The following is a 16,840-nucleotide window of genomic DNA, read 5'->3' as shown; positions in this document are numbered from 1 at the left end:
GCCGGGGCCGCCCGCGCCGGCGGGCGGTCCCGGCCGGCCGAGTCAACCCACCCGGTCGAGGAGGTCCCGCGAGCGCCGCACCACCAGCGCCGTCGCCTCCGCGTCGTACGACGGTAGCGCGCGGTCGGTAAACAGGTGCCGGTCGCCGGGGTAGACGAACAGCTCGGCCAGCTCCGGCCCGACGATGCCCACCAGTTCGCGGGCGGCATCGAGGTCGCCCTCCAGCGCGAAGAACGGGTCCTGGTCCATGCCGTGGATCTGCACCGGGACCCGATCGGGCCACGGCCCGACGGCCCACTCGCCGGTGACCGGGAGGCAGGCCTCGTAGAGCAGGGCGCCGCGGGCGCCGGACCGGGTCTGCGCGATCCGTTGCGCCGTGGCAGCACCCCACGACACGCCGGCGTAGACCAGCCCCTCGGGCAGGTCGGCCACGGCCTGGTCGGCCCGGCCGTCGAGCACCTCGCCCCCGAGGCGGGCCGGCGACCAGGTGTACGGCTTCGCCGCCGGCCTCTACCCCACCGAGGCACCCACCCTGCCCGACGCCGAGCGCGACCCGACCGACTGACACGACCGGCGCCGCCACCGACCCGTGATGGGTCGGTGGCGGCGCCGGTCCTTCGCCGGGAGGCGGTCGCCTCACTCGTTCCGGGCCGTCTCCGGGCCGGTGATCCGCCGCAGCAGCGGCAGCGTCGAGGCGATGATGCCGAGCGACACCGCCAGGCCGCCGACGACCATCGGGTAGAACGGCAGGTGCGGCGGGAGGAGCGAGTAGCCGAGCTGCGCCCGCAGGAACAGGTGCGCGGCCAGGAACCCCATCCCGGTGGCCACGACCGCGACGAGCAGGAGCGGCACGACGGTCTCCAGCGCGACCACCCGGCGCAGGGTGCGTAGCTGCACCCCGGTGAGGCGGAGCATGCTGAACGGCCGCTTGCGGTCGCTGAGCCCGCCGGCCACGCTCACCGCGAGGCTGCAGCCCGCGATCGGCAGGCTGGCCAGCATGACCACGTTGGCCAGCTGCTGGAACTGGATCAGCTGCTGCGCGGAGTCCGCCTCCCACTCGCCGACGCTCGCCGGGAAGCGCCCCAGCGGGAACGCGTTGATCAGCATCGTGCGGGCCTGCTCGAACGCGGCGCGGCTGGTCGTGTTGACGACCACCGACAGGATCGGCTGCCGGTCCACGTCCGCGGCGACGAGGCCGCCGGCGGCACCCCAGACGTACGTGTCATTGGTCAGGTCGAACGCCCGCATGCCGATGAGGTCCGAGGGAACGACCGCGACCTGCCCGCCGGCCGGGCAGCTGCCGAACACCTTGAGACGGTTCAGCTCGGCGCAGGTGACCAGGCCCGGCCAGTCGACCGCGCCGCCGCGGTCCCCGCCGACGCCGGGTTTGCGCCCGGAGTTGGCGTGCACCACCGTTACGCTTCGGACGCCGGGGATCGTGCTGAGGCCGGCAGGAATCTGGTCCGCGGTCGGTGCCGGGCCTTCCTCGGGCCAGAACGTCTTCGCGAGTGAGGTGGCCGCCACCGAGTCGGTGCGCGGTTCGCCGCGGTTGGCAACGAACGTAGTGATCGTGCCAGTCGCCACGCTAGTGATGAACAGCGCCACGATCAGCCCGCTCACGGACCGGAACCCCGCCTGCGGGTTGTCCGCGAGCCGCCGTCCGGCGATGAGCGCGGCGGGCCGGCTCGCCCGCCCCGCCAGCACCCGGGCGCCGATCATGGTCAGCCAGGGCCCGGCCAGCACCAGCCCGATCAGGATCAGCAGGAACCCGGAGATGAACGCGGTGATCTGGCCGTTGGTCGTGTCGGGGCGGCGGCCGACGAACCAGGTCAGCTCGGCGAGGCCAGCGACCAGCGGGATCATCCGCCAGGCACGCGGCGGCTTCGGGGTCACCCGGCGACTCACGCCCAGCGGCGAAATCTGCACCCGGCGCAGCGCCAGCCAGGACGCCGCCGCGGCACCGAGCGGAATGCCGAGCGCGACCGCCAGGACGTCGATGACGGTGAGCGACAGGTCAGCGGCGAAGAACGGCTCACCGGCGAACGGGATCGTGGCGAGCCCCGGCCGGAACGCGAAGAACAGGCCGAATCCCGCAGCGGTGCCCGCCGCTGCGGCAACCGTCGACTCCACGGCCGAGATGACGGAGATCTGCCGTGGTGTGGCGCCGATCAGCCGCATCGCGGCGAACCGCTGCTCCCGGCGGCTCGCGGCCAGCCTCGTGGCGGTGCCGATGAAGATGAGCACCGGGAAGAGCAGCGCGGCCGCGACGACGGACAGCACGAGTGTCATGCCGTCGTGTCTGATCCCGACGTAGCAGCCGTGGCTGCAGTCGCTCGGGGAGGTGGTCATGATCTGCGTGACCTGCCGGGCCCCCAGGTGCTCCAGGTCGGCCGGGGCGCGGCCGATGACGATCAGCAGCGACTCGGGGGACGGCAGCGCCGCCCTGCCGATCGTGCCGATCTGGTGGCCGGGGAAGCGGTCGCCGAGTTCCGCGGCTGGGGTGTTCCGCAGCAGCTCGCCGAGCGCAGGCGAGACGTAGTACTCGCCCGGCCCGGGCAGGTGCGGGATGCCCGGCGGGACGGGCGCATCCGGGCCCAGCGCCGCGACCTCGACCCGGCCGATCGACCGGCCGTGGTAGTAGTCCTCCCGGAGCAGCCACCACATCGGGTCGGCCGACGCGTCAGAGGAGGCCGGAGCGACGGTGGTGTTGAGCCAGGCGTACCGCAGGTTCTGCGCGCCGACCGCGTTCATGCCGGCGAGCGTGGTCAGGAGCATGCCGACGCCGAGCGCCACCGCGGTGGCGATGATGACGAGCCGGACGGCCGCCTCCCTGCCGCCGGACAGGGCCAGCCGCAGACCGAATCGGATCATGAGTGCACCAGCGCGTTCACCTTGCCGTCGCGCACGATGACCTGCCGGTCGGCGTACGCGGCGACGCGGGCCTCGTGGGTGACCAGCACGACGGTGGTGCCCTGCTCGCGGGCGCACCCGACGAGGAGGTCCATGACCTGCTCGCCGGTCAGCGAGTCGAGGGCGCCGGTCGGCTCGTCGGCGAAGAGCACGCTCGGCCGGGCGACCAGACCGCGGGCCAGCGCCACCCGTTGCGCCTGGCCGCCGGAGAGCTCGCCGGAACGGCGTCGCTCCAGCCCGGCGAGGCCGAGCCGCGCGAACCACGGTCGCGCCTCCCGGAGTGCGGCGGCCCGCTTGACGCCGCCGAGCAGCAGCGGGAGCGCCACGTTCTCCTCGGCGGTCAACTCGGGCACGAGCTGTCCGAACTGGAACACGAACCCGAATCGATCCCGGCGCAGCAGGCTGCGCTCCTGCTCGGTCATCGTGTCCACCCGACGGCCGTCGAGGCGGATCTCGCCGCTGTCGGGGACCAGGATGCCGGCCAGGCAGTGCAGCAGGGTGGACTTGCCCGAGCCGCTCGGGCCCATCACCGCCACGATCTCACCGGTGTCGACCGCCAGGCTGGCGCCGCGCAGCGCCGGGGTCCGGCCGAAGGACAGGACCACGTCCCGTGCCTCGACGGCCGTCATCGCCGCACCACCGCGCGCAGCGCGTCCAGCCGGGCGATCGTGGTGTCGATCCAGTGCAGGTCGGCCTCGAGGTGGAACAGGCCGTGGTCGGCCAGCAGCGTGTCCACCAGGTTGCCGTCGCGCTTGATCGCGGTGAGCTCCGTCATCCGCCGCAGGTGGGTGGCCCGCTGGACGTCGAGGTATTCCGCGGCGGGGCGGTCCAGCATCAGCGCCAGCACCACCTTGGTGAAGAGCATCGTCTGTAGGTTGGGCTCGGCCTCCACCGGCTCGGCCAGCCAGGCGTCCACCTCGGTCGCGCCGCGCTCGGTGATGACGTACCGCTTGCGGTCCGGGCCGACGCCCGGCTCCACCTCGCCGATCACGATCTTGCCGTCCCGCGCCAGGCGGCCCAGCGTGGCGTAGACCTGCCCGAACGGCAGCGGCTTGCCGCGGCTGAAGAAGGTGTCGTAGTCGCGCTTGAGGTCGTAGCCATGACTGGGCTCCCGCTCGAGCAGGCCGAGGAGGGTCAACGGAACACTCATGCCCGCACCATACCCCGCGTGTATACCCCGCGTATATACCCTGAGCGTTTATCGGCGCCGCCCGGGCGGTTGGCGCACTTTCCGGTATGACCGGCCCGGGCCGGGCGGCCGTGCTACCACTCCAGGGAAGACATCGAACGGACGGGCGCCATGTGGAGGAGCCTCAGCGAACCCCAGCCCGCCGGCAGGAAGCCCGCGCGGGCCACCTTCCTTGAGCTCTTCTTCGATCTCGTGTTCGTCTTCGCGTTCACCCGGATCGTCGCGCGGATGTACGAGGACATGGTGCTGGAGCAGGGCGGTAGCGAACTGTCCCGAGCCCTGCCCGGCGCCGGCAAGACCCTCCTGCTCCTGCTCGCCCTGTACACGCTCTGGCAGAGCACCGCCTGGACGACCAGCCGCTACGAGCCCGACTCCACCGCGATCCAACTGATCGTCATCGTGGCGTTGCTGACCGGCCTGGTGCTGGGCGTGGCCGTACCTCGCGCGTTCCGGGGGTACCCGGAGGCGTTCGCGTTCGCCTACGTCGTCGGTCAACTCACCCGACCCCTGGTACTCCTGATCGTCCTGCGGGACCGGCAACGGCGCCTACTGAAACTCCGGATGCTCATCACCTACGCCGCCGCCGGAGTCCTCTGGGTCATCGGTGCGATCCTCGGCGGACGGACGCTGATCATCCTGTGGGTGCTGGCTCTCGGGCTGGAGTACGCCGCGGGACGATTCGGGTGGCCGGTGCCGGGGCTGGGCCGCTCCACCACCTCCCAGTGGGACATCGCCGGGGAACACCTCGCCGAGCGCTACCAGCAGTTCTTCCTCATCGCCCTCGGCGAGACGATCCTGGTGGTCGGCCTGACCTACAGCACCGGCCCGTTCGACGTCCCGAGCACCCTGGCGTTCGCGGTCGCCGCGCTGACTTCGGTGCTGCTCTGGCGGATCTACTTCTATCGTGCGGGTCAGATCCTCAACGAGGCGATCATGAAGGCGAGGCAACCGTCGCTCATCGGTCGGTCCGCCGCGGACTCACACCTGATCATGATCATCGGCATCGTGCTCACCGCGCTCGGGTACGAGATCGTGATCGAACACCCCGTCGGTCATACCCACCCGACGTGGCTCGCACCGGTCCTGCTCGGCCCGGCCCTGTTCACCACCGGCCGCGCCCGCTTCGAGTTCCAGGTCTTCGGCAGGGTCTCCCCGGCGCGCGTCGTCACGCTGGCGGCGCTGATCCTGTCCTACCCGGTGCTCCTGCGGGCTCCGGCGCTGGCAGCCTCGATCGTCGCCGCCGTGATACTCCTCGGAGCGGCCCTGGCCGACGCCCGGCGCGCGAGGGGGCTGCCACCGGAGCCGGCGAAACCGCCCTTCTAGGCCCGGTGGTCACGACCGGCCGGCAGGCGTACGACCGGGCTGCCAGGACGGGCGTGCATACTCGATTGCGGTGCCGACCATGACCGGGTGGTGCAGGCGGCACCGGCATCCGCGCGGGGCCCGGCCGGGTCCATTGGGCGGAAGTTGCGGTCAGGCAACTAGGATCCGGGGGTGGTTCGCGCGGAGAGTCAGCGAAACGAGCAGCGGTTGGGCCGCATCGAGGCGGTCACCGATGCCACGCTGTCACGCCTCGACGTCGCCGACCTCTTCGACGAGGTCCTCGACCGGGTCCGCGACCTGCTGCAGGTCGACACCGCCGCCATCCTCCTGCTCGACGTCCGGGCCCGGCACCTGGTCGCCACCGCCGCCAGGGGGCTGGAAGAGGAGGTCCGGCAGGGTTTCCGCGTCTCGATCGGGCGGGGGTTCGCCGGCCGGGTCGCGGCGACCCAGCAACCGGTGATCATCGAGGAGGTCACCGAGGGCAAGGTGGTCAATCCCATCCTGCTGCAGACCGGGGTCCGCTCCCTGCTGGGCGTACCGATCATGACGAGGAATCACCTCGTCGGCGTGCTGCACGTCGGCACCCTCAGCCCACGCCGGTTCACCGCCGACGATGTCCGCCTGCTGGAACTGGTCGCCAACCATGTCGGCCTGGCCAACCGGGTCCGCGAGAGCACCCTGGACCATTCCGCCGCCCTGGCGCTGCAACGGAGCCTGATCCCCGCCAGGTTCCCCGAGGTGCCGAACCTGGAGATGGCCGGCCGGTACGTGCCGGGCCACGCCGCCGGGGTCGGCGGCGACTGGTACGACGTCTTCAGCCTCCCCTCCGGCTGGCTCGGCGTCGTCATGGGCGACGTTTCGGGTCACGGGCTGCAGTCGGCGGTGGTGATGGGCCGGGTCCGCAGCGCCCTGCGCGCGTACGCCCTCATCTGCGACGATCCGGCGGAGGCCCTCTCCCTGCTCGACCGCAAGGTGGTCCACTTCGAGGCCGGCAGCCTGACCACCGCCCTGTACGCGATGATCTCCCCCGACGGCTCCCAGATCCGGCTCTCCCTGGCCGGGCACCCGTGCCCGGTGCTCGCCGCGCCCGGCCGACCGGCGACCCTGCTACCCGCGCACATCGATCCACCGCTCGGCATCAGCCGGAGACGCCCCGAGCGGCGCACCACCACGGTCGACTTCCCCGCCGGCGCGGTCCTCGTCACCTACACCGACGGTCTCGTCGAACGCCGCGGGGAACTGTTCGACTCCGGCGTCGCCCGCCTCCTGGCCGCGATTCCGGTCGCACCGGTCGAGACGGTGTGCGACACCATCATGGCGACCCTCGATGCCGAGCACCCCACGGACGACATCGCGCTGCTGGCCGTCCGCCGGACCGACGGCTGAGGGCGAGCGCCCGGGCGTCAGACGACGCCCGGGCCGCCCCGGCGGCTCACGGTCACCACTTGCTCCAGGGCACAGTCCAGTCGCCCACCCCGTCGGTGAGCGCCATCGCCCGCGGGGTGTTGCGCACGTCGACCACGTCGCCGAGCCGGAACGTCTCGTAGAACCAGCGGGCGTCGGCCGGCCCGACGTTGATGCAGCCGTGCGAGGTGTTCCGGCTGCCCTGGGCGCCGATGTTCCAGTCGGCCAGGTGGACGAACTCGCCCGAGTAGGAGATCCGCAGGCAGAGCTTGATGACCTCGTCGTAGTAGTTGGGGTCCTCGGGGTCGGTGACCCCGTAGCTGGCCGAGGTCATCCGGTGCGAGGGCTCCCGGGTCATCACCACGTGCGGGCCGGAGCGGGTCCAGTAGCTGATGAGCTCGCCGTTCGCGCCCCTGGTGGTGCCGCCCTTGCCCATGCTGATCGGGACGTCCCGCACCATCCGGCCGTCGATGTAGACCTTCATCCGGTGGGTGCTGGCGTCGGCGATGGCGATGCGGGACGGGCCGATGGTGAAGTTCGTGCTGGCGTTCGCGCCGCCGTAGACGCCCTTGCCGAGGTCCTGGCCGAAAAGATTGATCTTTACCGAGATCTTCGTGCCCGGGGCCCAGTATTTCGCCGGCCGCCAGTGCGCGTTCTGTCCGTCGATCCAGCGCCACCGTCCCTCGACGGCCGGCGTGGTCTCCACCAGCATCGCCTTCTCGGCCTCGTCGCGGTTCCTGACGGTCCGGCTGAAGTTCACCATGACCGGCTGCCCCACCCCGTACGTGCCGCCGGCCCGCAGGGCGGTCAGCGCGTTGGCCTGGAACGTGACCGAGGCGACCCCGGCCGGCTTCACCGTGCTGAAGCTGCTGTTGTGCTGGGTCAGCGCACCGGTGGAGTCGGCCACGGACACGGTGACCGTGTAGGTCTTGCCGTAGGCCAGCTTGCCGGTCGACTGCCACGTCCGGTCGTCGCTGCCCACCTTGCCGGCGACGGTCTTGCTCCCCGCCGTCACGGACACGTCCTTGAGCGTGCCGCCCTCCACCGCCACGACGACCGGGTCCAGCGGTGACACCTTCTTCGTGTCGGCCGCCGGGGTCACGGTCACCCGCACCTCGCTCGGCGGTGCACTCTCCTCCACCGCCACGCCGGGCGCCGACCAGGCGGCCCCGGACGACGAACCATCGCTGCACCCCGCCGTCACGAGGCCGGCCGTGACACCCAGACCGGTACCGATCAACTTGCGCCGACTGATCATCGCGTTCCTCTCCGCCCGGAGAGTACTTGCCGGCGCCGCGTCATGGGAGAGCCGGTGCCGAGTTCCGCAACATTGATCATGGATCCGACACCCGAGGCAGGCCGGCCGGCCACCGATCCAGGGCTGCCGGCCCGGAGCGCGTACCGCGGTGACCTGACCGTGATGTTGACCGTGGACGATGAGTAGCATGCAGTTCACCCGACGGAGTCTGCTCGGCGTGACCGCGGCGGCCGGCATGACCGGCCTGGCCACCGGGTGCGAGCCGGACCGGCGGGAGTCCGCCGGTGGCGCGGCGAGTCCCGCACCGGACTTCGACCCGGCGAGCTGGGAGAGCGTGCGGGCCCAGTTCGCGCTCGACCCCGCCCGGGCCCACCTGGCCACCTTCGTCTTCGCGGCGCACCCCGCGCCGGTCCGCGCCGCCATCGCCGGACACCGGGACGGGCTCGACCGGGACGCGCTGGGCTACCTGGGCGCCAACGAGGAACGGCTCGACGAGGCGGTGCTCGCGGCGGCCGCGGCCCGCCTCGACACCCGCCCGGAGCAGATCGCCCTGACCGACTCGACGACGATGGGCCTCGGCCTGCTCTACACCGCGGTGCGGCTGGGACCCGGCGACGAGGTGCTGACCACCGAGCACGACTTCTACGCGACGCACGAGTCGGTGCGGCTGCGCGCCGAGCGGGACAAGGTGACCGTTCGTCGGGTACGCCTCTACCGGGACGCGGCGACGACCACCGCCGACGAGATCGTCGGCAACCTCGCGGCAGCGGTCACCAGCCGCACCCGGGTCGTCACGCTCACCTGGGTGCACTCCAGCACCGGGGTGAAGCTGCCGGTCCGGCAGCTCGCCGAGGCGGTACGCGCCCGCAGCCCCGAGGCACTGGTCTGTGTCGACGGGGTGCACGGCTTCGGCGCCGAGGCGGTGACCCCGGCCCAGCTCGGCTGCGACGTCCTGGTCTCCGGCTGTCACAAGTGGCTGCTCGGGCCGCGCGGCACCGGCCTGGTCTGGGGCAGCGAGCGGGCGTGGGACCGGATGACACCCGTGATCCCCACCTTCGACCGGCGCAGCATCGGACGCTGGTTGTTCGGCGTGGGCGCGGAGGCGACGCCCGCCGGGCCCGCGCACACGCCGGGCGGCTACCACAGCTTCGAGCACCGGTGGGCGCTGGCCGAGGCGTTCGAGTTCCACCGGCGGATCGGTCCGGAGCGGGTCACCGCGCGGACCCGCGAGCTGGCCGACCGGCTCAAGGAGGGCCTGGCCGGCCTGCGCGGGCTGCGGCTGGTCACCCCACGTTCGGCCGAACTCTCCGCCGGCATCGTCTGCTGCCAGTTGCCCGACATCCCGGTGGGTGAGGCGGTGGGCCGGCTGGTCGCCGCCGGGGTGATCGCCAGCAGCACTCCGTACAACCCGTCCCATCTGCGCTTCGGCGCGACCATCGCGAACAGCGAGGCGGATGTCGACGCGGCGGTGCGCGCGGTGCGCGGCCTGCTCTGAGCACGACCGCGGCCCGCGCAACCACCCCGCGGTCAGCCGGTCCGCCACTTCTGGTTGGCGCTGCCGGCGCAGTCCCAGAGCTGGAGCTTCGCGCCGTCGGCGCCGTTCCAGTCCTTGATGTCGACGCACCTGTTGGCCCGCAGGTTGACCAGGTCACCGACGGCGTTGAGGGTGAACTGCTGGGCGCCGGTGCCGTTGCAGGTGTAGAGCTGGACGACGGCGCCGTTGCCGGTCGCGCCGCCGTCGACGTCCATGCACTTGTCGTTCTGGCTCCGCACGGCCGTGCCGTCGAACGTCCACTGCTGCGCGGTGGTGCCGTTGCAGGTCCACGTCTGCAACTGGGCGCGGTCGACGAAGTTGGCGCCGGGCACGTCGATGCATTTGTTGTTCCAGTTGCTGACCACGGCCACCCCGGCGCCGGGCGTTCCGCCGCCGCCACCGAAGGGGCTCAGGATCAGCCCGGCTGCCCGCGGGTCGCCGTCGTGGACCAGCGATTCGAACCCGCCGACGTCGTCGAAGGCGAACGCGTACGCCTTGCCGTCGACCATGTTGGCGTGGACCAGTCGGGCGTACTGGTTGGTCGGGCTGCTGCGGTAGAAGTCGGCCGGGTTGGTGCTGGGCTGGGTGTCGATGGTGCCCAGCGTGCCCCGGTTCAGCGCGGCACAGAGGGTGCGGGAGATCGGGCCGACCACCTGGTCGTTCGGGGCGGGCAGGTCGCCGTCGCAGCCCCAGACGCTGGCCGACGAGGGCCGGTTGAAGGAGGCGACCACCTGACCCGCGCCGTTGGTGAAGGTCATGGTGTTGCCCGACGTCCGCCCGTAGTAGCGGATGGTCGGCTGGTCGGCGAAGGGCACGACGGTCAGTGTCCTGGTCGTGTACGCGTTCCACGCCGAGGCGATGTAGGAGTCCAGATAGGTCGGGCTGAGCAGCCCGGCGCCGGCGGCCTTGCCGGGCGCCAGTACGCGCAGCACCGTGCCGTCCGAGCGGGTGTGGACCGTGTTGGCCCAGCCCGGCTGCGACCGGATGCCGTCGATGACGGCGTTGCGGCCCCCGGCCACGAGGTCACCGGTCCGCCTGGTGGCGCCGCCGGCGCCGGTGACGGTCACCGCGTGCGGCACGGCGAACATGTCGACCTGGGAGCTGTTCAACCAGAGCCCGGCGTCGTTGTAGGTGAACTCGCTCCAGTCGAACAGGATGTCCCGGTTGGCGTCGCCGGCCGCCCACGGGGCGGGCTGCACCAGGCCGTCCGGGGTGAGGAAGAACTTGAGCTTGTCGCCGAAGGAGAAGTAGACCCGGCCGGAGAAGCCCCGGGGGAACTGGATGGTGGTGCTGCCACCGTTGGCCGGGCCCGGGATGGCGGCGTCCGGTGCCGGCGCCGGGGGGATCTGGCCCCCGGTCCACGGGACGAACGCCCCGTTCGCGGTGACGTAGCCGAGCCGGTTGCTGGCCAGTTGGATGCCGATGACGTACAGGTGCACGGCGTCGCTGCGGCCGGTGTTGTTGGTGACGGTGACGGGCAGCAGCGCCGGGCCGACGGCCTGGGCGGGGGCGGCGTGCAGGGTGGCCGCCACCACCGCCAGGACGGTGGCGGCGGCGAGGAGTCGTCTTCGGACGGTCATGTGATCACCTCACGGGGTGGGACGGATCGATCCGAGAGAGCGCTCTCCGAGATTGACAACTGTTAATGACTTTTGTCAATGGGGTAACGCCAAGGTGGCGGCGAGGCGCGAATTGACGTGCGCCGCGGGGCGGACGCGGCTACGGTCCCGGCCGTGACCCTCGACATCGTGAGCCTGGCGGACCGCCCCGAACTCGCCCCGCTGCTGGGCAACGACGACTTCGCCGGGGCGTGGCCGCAGTTCATGCTCTGGGACCCGATGGGCGGGGTGTACTACAACGTCGCCGACCACCTCTACCCCGAGTTCGTGTTCGCCGCCATCGACCCGGCCCAACCCGATCGCGCCGTCGCCCGGGCGTACGCCGTCCCGGTGCGCTGGACGGAGGCCGAGCTGCCCGACGGCGGCTGGGACCGGATGATCCAGCGGTCGGCCATCGACCGGCTCACCGGGGCCACCCCGACGATGGTGTCGGCGCTGGAGATCTGCATCCGACCGGACCGGCGGGGAACGGGGCTCTCCGGGCTGATGCTCGCCGCCATGCGGGAGGCCGCCGCGAAGCGCGGCTTCGACACCCTCGTCGCACCGGTCCGCCCCAGCGGCAAGCACACCCGGCCCGACCTGCCGATGACCGAGTACGCGGCGCAGGTCCGCGCGGACGGCCTGCCGGTCGACCCGTGGCTGCGGGTGCACGTCCGCGCCGGCGGGCGCATCGAGCGGGTGGCGCCCCGGTCGATGGTCATCAGTGGCACCCTGGCCGACTGGCGCCGCTGGACCGGGCTGCCGTTCGACACCAGCGGACCGGTGCACGTGCCGGGCGCCCTGGTGCCGGTGCTCTGCGACGTGGCGCACGACCACGCCGTCTACGTCGAGCCCAACGTCTGGGTCCGCCACCGGCTGTGACCGTTGCCGGGCCCCGCCGGGCAGCGGAACGGCTGGCACAATCGCCGCCATGAACGCTCCGGAGCTGGTGCTCGTGCTGCGCTACCGCAAGGCGGTCACGTACGGCCTGCACGTGCTGCTCGGCGCGCTGGAGACGCACCAGACCAGCACCCGGTACGAGGTGCGCTTCGGTGCGAGCCCGGAGGCGACCGCCGCGCACATCCGTGCGGCGTCGGCCACCGCGCGGCGGGTGCTGGTGCTGTGGTCGTTCTACTCCCCCGATGCCGAGGCGCTGTCGCGGGAGCTGGCCCGGATCCGCGAGATGGCGGACGCGCCGAACGTGGTGCACGTGGCCGGCGGGGTGCACGCCACCGCCGAGCCGGTGCAGACGCTGGACGCCGGGTGGGACGTCGCGGCGGTCGGGGAAGGCGAGACGACGCTGCTACGCCTGGTCGACGCGGTCGGCGACCCGGCGGGCATCCCGGGCCTCGCGTACCGGAACGCGAACGGCGCGGTGGTGCGCACCGGCCGGCCGGAACGCCGGCCGCTGGACGAGTTCCGGGGCGTCTCGCTGCGCTGGGACCGGTTCAACGCCCTGGAGATCACCCGCGGCTGCGTCTTCTCCTGCCGGTTCTGCCAGACCCCGTTCATGTTCTCCGCCAGGTTTCGGCATCGCAGCGTGGCGAACGTGCGCTGGCACGTGGACGCGATGCGCCAGCGGGGGCTGCGGGACGTCCGGTTCATCACCCCCACGGCGCTGTCGTACGGCGCCGCGGGCGACGAGGCGAACCTGGCGGCGGTCGAGGAGCTGCTCGCCTCGTGCAAGGAGGGGATCGGACCGGACGGGCGGGTCTTCTTCGGCTCGTTCCCCAGTGAGATCCGGCCCGAGCACGTCTCGCGGGAGGCGTTGCGGCTGGTGAAGCGGTACTGCGCCAACAACAACATCATCGTGGGCGCGCAGTCCGGTTCGGACCGGGTCCTCGACGCGGCCAAGCGCGGACACGGCGTCGAGGAGGTGAAGCGGGCGGTCCGGCTCGGCGTCGACGAGGGCTTCCGGATCAACGTCGACATGATCTTCGGGATGCCGGGCGAGCGCCGCTCCGATGTGGACGACTCGCTGCGACTGGCCCGCGAGCTCGCCGACCTGGGGGCCCGCATCCACGCGCACACGTTCATGCCACTGCCCGGGACCCCGTGGCGGGACGCGCCGCCCGGGGACGTGGCGCCGGAGACGATCAGCGAGGTCGACCGGCTGTCCCGGCGCGGCGCCCTGTACGGGCACTGGCAGAAGCAGCGGGACCACGCGACCCGGCTGGCCGCGGCGGCCGAGGCGTACCCGCGTCCCGGCCGGAGCCGGACCATTCTCCCCCTCGCCGACGGCTGACGGCCCCGCCCACGGCGAGGTTCGGCGCGGTCAGCGGCGCGTCCGGGGTGGGATCTCCCCGGAGCCGCGCGGGATGGTGGTCGTCGGCAGCACCAGCCGGCGGGGCCCGCCGAGGTCGCCGTCGAGCCGCTGGAACAGCAGTTCCGCCGCGACCCGGCCGATCTGGAACGGGTCCTGGGCGATGACGCTGACCCGCGGCTTGAGCAGGTCGGCCATCGGGAAGTCGTCGAAGCCGACGAGTGCCACGGATTCCTCGAGCCCGAGCTGCTGGAGGGCTGCGATGGCACCGATGGTCACGAGGTTCTGGCTGGCGAACAGCGCGGTGGGCGGCTCGTCGGAGCCCAACAGTCTGATCGTCGCCTCGGTCGCCTCGTCCACGGTGTGCAGGTCGTGCAGGTGGTGGGACGGCGTCCAGGGCAGGCCGCGCTCCAGGCAGGCGCGATGGTATCCGGCGAACCGCTGCTGGGCGGTGGGGATGATCTGGAGATCGCCGAGGTAGGCGACGTGGCGGTGGCCGGCGTCGGCGAGGTGGTGGACGGCGGCCCGGGCGCCGCCCTCGTTGTCGGACAGGACGCTGTCGGCGAGCAGTCCCTGCGGCAACCGGTCCACGAAGACGAGCGGCGTGCCGGCCTCCATCTCGGTCCGCAGGTAGCCCTGGTCCTCGCCGACCGGCGCGATGATCAGGCCGTCCACGCGGCGCTCGCTGAACGCGCGGACCAGGGCGCGCTCGCGGTCCTGGTCCTCGTCGCCGCTTCCGGCGAGGATCAGCACCTGCCGCTGGTTGGCGACGTCCTCGACCGCGCGGAGCAGGGCGCTGGAGAACGGGTTGGCGAGATCCTCGAGAACCATGCCGATGGCCGACGTCCGGCGGTTCGCCCGTCGCAGCGCGCCGGCCGAGACGTTCGGCCGGTAGTCCAACTGGTGGATCGCCTTGCGAACCGCCGCGACCTTGGCTTCCGTCACGCCGCTCTCGCCGTTGACGACGCGGGAGACGGTCTTGATGCTGACGCCCGCCATCGCTGCGACGTCGTGCAGGGTGGGTCGTGGCCGGTAGGGCGTGGTGGTCGGATCGGCGTCTTGGCTCATGGTCCCCTCTGCTTCGCAGCCTACGACCTGCGTGGGGGTCGTCGTCAGACCCTACCGGACCGGGCTGATGACAAGGTTGTCGCCACAACCATGGGCGGACGTCATGATGCGGTAACACGCCTGCAAGGAGCTATTGACACACATCTAACACACGTCCAGACTCCTTTGACAAGGTTGTCAGGAGCGGCTCCGGCGCCGAGCCCTGCTCCGGTCCCTGTCGAGCACCGACCGAGGAGCTGGAACGTATGCGGATGAAAGTTCGATACGCGGCGATGGCAGCGGCGACGGTCCTGGCGGCCGCCGTCGGCCTCGCCGGCGTGACGGTCCACCCGGTGTCCGCCGGCACGCAGCAGGACTACCCGGAGTTCCCCTACCCCGTCACCAACTACCAGGAGGACAACCGCGGGCAGTACCACTTCAGTGCCCGTGGCGGCTGGATCAACGATGTCAACGCGCCGCTGTACTACCACGGCGTCTACCACCTGTACTACCAGCACAATCCGCACGGCCTCCAGTGGGACACCATGCACTGGGGACACGCTACCAGCACCGACCTGGTGCACTGGAAGCAGAAGCCGATCGCCCTCGAGCCGGGCGTGCACCCGGGCAACCTCTGGTCCGGCGGCGGGGTCGTCGACACGAAGAACGTCAGCGGCCTGAAGAACGGCGACGAGGACCCGATCGTCGTCTACTCCGGCACAAACGGCGTCACGGTGTTCTACTCCACCGACGGCGGCTACACGTTCAAGACCTACGACGGTGGCCGGCCGGTGGCGGTGCCGCAGGGCACCAGCCGCGATCCGAAGGTCTTCTGGGACGAGGCGTCCGGCCGGTGGGGCATGGTCGTCTGGTCCGACCACGGCGGCAACGGCGTCGACTTCTACACCTCGGACAACCTGCTCAGCTGGACGTTCGCCTCGCGCTACCGGGCGGACTGGCTGTTCGAGTGCCCGAACATGGTGCCGATGCCGCTGGACGGCGATCCGGCGAACCTGCGGTGGGTGCTCAGCGATGCCGGCGGCGAGTACGTGGTCGGCACCTTCGACGGGACAACCTTCACCACCGACCGGGCGCAGCCACGGCAGCTCAACCACGGCGACACCTCGGCCGGGGGCAGCTACTACGCCGGCCTGAACTTCGCCAACATGCCCGACGACCGGATCGTGTCGATGGCGTGGCAGCCCGGCAACTCGGGCAGCATCTGGACCGGCAACCTCACCTTCCCGGTGGAGATGCGCCTGGCCACGGTGGACGGCGCGCCGCAGGTGCTCAGTACGCCGATCGACGAGATCGACGGCCTGCGCACGGCCACCCGCACCTGGACCGGTCGCACGCTCAACGGCACGCAGGCCCGCGCCCTGCTGGCCGGCGTCCGGGCGGACACCTACGAACTCGAGGCCAGCTTCCGGGTCCCGGACCGCGAGGTGTCCCGGTTCGGCTTCCGGCTCGGGACGGGCCGCGACGGCTGGTACGACCACGAGGTCAGCTACGATCCGGCGACCGGAACGCTCAACGGCGTACCGATGCCCCCGGTCAACGGCGTGGTCACCCTCCGGCTGCTCGTCGACCGGGGCCAGCTGGAGATCTTCGGCAACGACGGCCGGTTCTACCAGAGCCTCAACGTCAACTTCGACAGCCTGCCCGGTGACGACACCCTCGAACTGTTCGCCGACGGCAAGGTCCACCTGGACCGGCTGACCTTCCACGAACTCGGCTCGATCTGGGGCGGCGAGTCCACGCTCGTGGACAACCTGGGCGGCCAGTGGTACGCCGATTCAGGACTGTGGTCCGACACCTCCGGCGGCAAGAAGGGCACCAGTGGCGGCGACGCCTTCTACCTGAACACCAGGACCGGCGACGACTTCACCTACGAGGCCGACGTCCGACTGGACTCGGGGATCGCCGCGGCCCTCACCTTCCGCGCCAACCGCGACGCCACCCGGCACTACACGGCGAACGTCGACTCGGCGGCGAAGGTGGTCAAGCTCTGGCGACCCGGCCGCGACATCGCGACCTACCCGCTCGACGTCAAGCTGGGCCGCACGTACCACCTCAAGGTGGTGGCCGACGGCTCCCGGCTGCGGGTCTACCTCGACGGCGGCACCACGCCGGTGATCGACGCCGTCGACGACACGATCCCCGGCGGCCAGTTCGGGATGAACGTCTTCAACGGCACCGGAGTCATCCAGAACGTCCGGGTCGGGCCGGTGGACTGACCAGCGGCGAGGGCCACCAACCGTCGCGACCCCACCCACCGGCCCGTCGTCCGACGCGACGGGCCGGTGGTCGCCCC

The 16,840-nt window shown here is 71.7% G+C and carries 13 protein-coding genes; 6 read left to right on the top strand and 7 right to left on the bottom strand.

From position 1 onward, the window contains the following. Window positions 1–42: 42 nt before the first annotated feature. The 4 genes from Q2K19_RS24920 to Q2K19_RS24905 form a co-directional block, all read right to left on the bottom strand. Window positions 43–459 (bottom strand): dienelactone hydrolase family protein, encoded by a 417-nt coding sequence (locus Q2K19_RS24920; protein ID WP_302764216.1) that lies wholly within the window; start codon window positions 457–459, stop codon window positions 43–45. A 177-nt stretch (window positions 460–636) separates the two neighbouring features. Continuing rightward, the gene (locus Q2K19_RS24915; protein ID WP_302764215.1) at window positions 637–2,871 is read right to left on the bottom strand and encodes an FtsX-like permease family protein; all 2,235 of its coding nucleotides are present in this window, start codon (window positions 2,869–2,871) and stop codon (window positions 637–639) included. Beyond that, the gene (locus tag Q2K19_RS24910; RefSeq protein WP_302764214.1) at window positions 2,868–3,539 is read right to left on the bottom strand and encodes an ABC transporter ATP-binding protein; all 672 of its coding nucleotides are present in this window, start codon (window positions 3,537–3,539) and stop codon (window positions 2,868–2,870) included. Before Q2K19_RS24910 ends, Q2K19_RS24915 begins: the two co-directional genes overlap by 4 nt. Then, complete coding sequence (locus tag Q2K19_RS24905; protein ID WP_302764212.1) at window positions 3,536–4,060, bottom strand: PadR family transcriptional regulator; 525 nt, start codon at window positions 4,058–4,060, stop codon at window positions 3,536–3,538. The genes Q2K19_RS24910 and Q2K19_RS24905 overlap by 4 nt, the downstream gene beginning before the upstream one ends. 150 nt (window positions 4,061–4,210) lie before the next feature. Here Q2K19_RS24905 and Q2K19_RS24900 point away from each other — a divergent pair, with 150 nt between their 5' ends. Continuing rightward, complete coding sequence (locus Q2K19_RS24900) at window positions 4,211–5,422, top strand: low temperature requirement protein A (protein WP_302764211.1); 1,212 nt, start codon at window positions 4,211–4,213, stop codon at window positions 5,420–5,422. A gap of 171 nt (window positions 5,423–5,593) precedes the next feature. Then, window positions 5,594–6,808 (top strand): PP2C family protein-serine/threonine phosphatase, encoded by a 1,215-nt coding sequence (locus Q2K19_RS24895; RefSeq protein WP_302764210.1) that lies wholly within the window; start codon window positions 5,594–5,596, stop codon window positions 6,806–6,808. A 52-nt stretch (window positions 6,809–6,860) separates the two neighbouring features. Here Q2K19_RS24895 and Q2K19_RS24890 read toward each other — a convergent pair whose 3' ends face one another. Beyond that, complete coding sequence (locus Q2K19_RS24890; protein ID WP_302764208.1) at window positions 6,861–7,934, bottom strand: L,D-transpeptidase; 1,074 nt, start codon at window positions 7,932–7,934, stop codon at window positions 6,861–6,863. Between the two features lie 337 nt (window positions 7,935–8,271). Here Q2K19_RS24890 and Q2K19_RS24885 point away from each other — a divergent pair, with 337 nt between their 5' ends. Next, window positions 8,272–9,579, top strand: coding sequence for an aminotransferase class V-fold PLP-dependent enzyme (locus tag Q2K19_RS24885; RefSeq protein WP_302764207.1), 1,308 nt, complete (start codon window positions 8,272–8,274; stop codon window positions 9,577–9,579). Between the two features lie 32 nt (window positions 9,580–9,611). On the opposite strand, the gene Q2K19_RS24880 is transcribed toward Q2K19_RS24885, so the two are convergent. Then, window positions 9,612–11,198 (bottom strand): beta-1,3-glucanase family protein, encoded by a 1,587-nt coding sequence (locus Q2K19_RS24880; protein WP_302764206.1) that lies wholly within the window; start codon window positions 11,196–11,198, stop codon window positions 9,612–9,614. Between the two features lie 153 nt (window positions 11,199–11,351). Here Q2K19_RS24880 and Q2K19_RS24875 point away from each other — a divergent pair, with 153 nt between their 5' ends. Together Q2K19_RS24875 and Q2K19_RS24870 are read left to right on the top strand one after the other, a co-directional pair. Further along, window positions 11,352–12,098, top strand: coding sequence for a GNAT family N-acetyltransferase (locus Q2K19_RS24875; RefSeq protein ID WP_302764204.1), 747 nt, complete (start codon window positions 11,352–11,354; stop codon window positions 12,096–12,098). 49 nt (window positions 12,099–12,147) lie between these two features. Continuing rightward, window positions 12,148–13,461, top strand: a complete 1,314-nt coding sequence (locus tag Q2K19_RS24870; RefSeq protein WP_302764202.1) for a TIGR04013 family B12-binding domain/radical SAM domain-containing protein — start codon at window positions 12,148–12,150, stop codon at window positions 13,459–13,461. A 30-nt stretch (window positions 13,462–13,491) separates the two neighbouring features. Here Q2K19_RS24870 and Q2K19_RS24865 read toward each other — a convergent pair whose 3' ends face one another. Further along, the gene (locus Q2K19_RS24865) at window positions 13,492–14,547 is read right to left on the bottom strand and encodes a LacI family DNA-binding transcriptional regulator (RefSeq protein ID WP_302764201.1); all 1,056 of its coding nucleotides are present in this window, start codon (window positions 14,545–14,547) and stop codon (window positions 13,492–13,494) included. A gap of 251 nt (window positions 14,548–14,798) precedes the next feature. Here Q2K19_RS24865 and Q2K19_RS24860 point away from each other — a divergent pair, with 251 nt between their 5' ends. Next, a complete protein-coding gene (locus Q2K19_RS24860) occupies window positions 14,799–16,763 on the top strand; it encodes a glycoside hydrolase family 32 protein (protein WP_302764199.1) in 1,965 nt (654 codons plus the stop codon). Window positions 16,764–16,840: the final 77 nt, after the last annotated feature.

Origin of the sequence: Micromonospora sp. NBRC 110009 (genome assembly GCF_030518795.1) — a bacterium.
Taxonomy (GTDB): Bacteria; Actinomycetota; Actinomycetes; order Mycobacteriales; family Micromonosporaceae; genus Micromonospora.
Note: the sequence above shows the minus strand (reverse complement) of the source record. Positions and strands in the feature narration are given on the sequence as shown.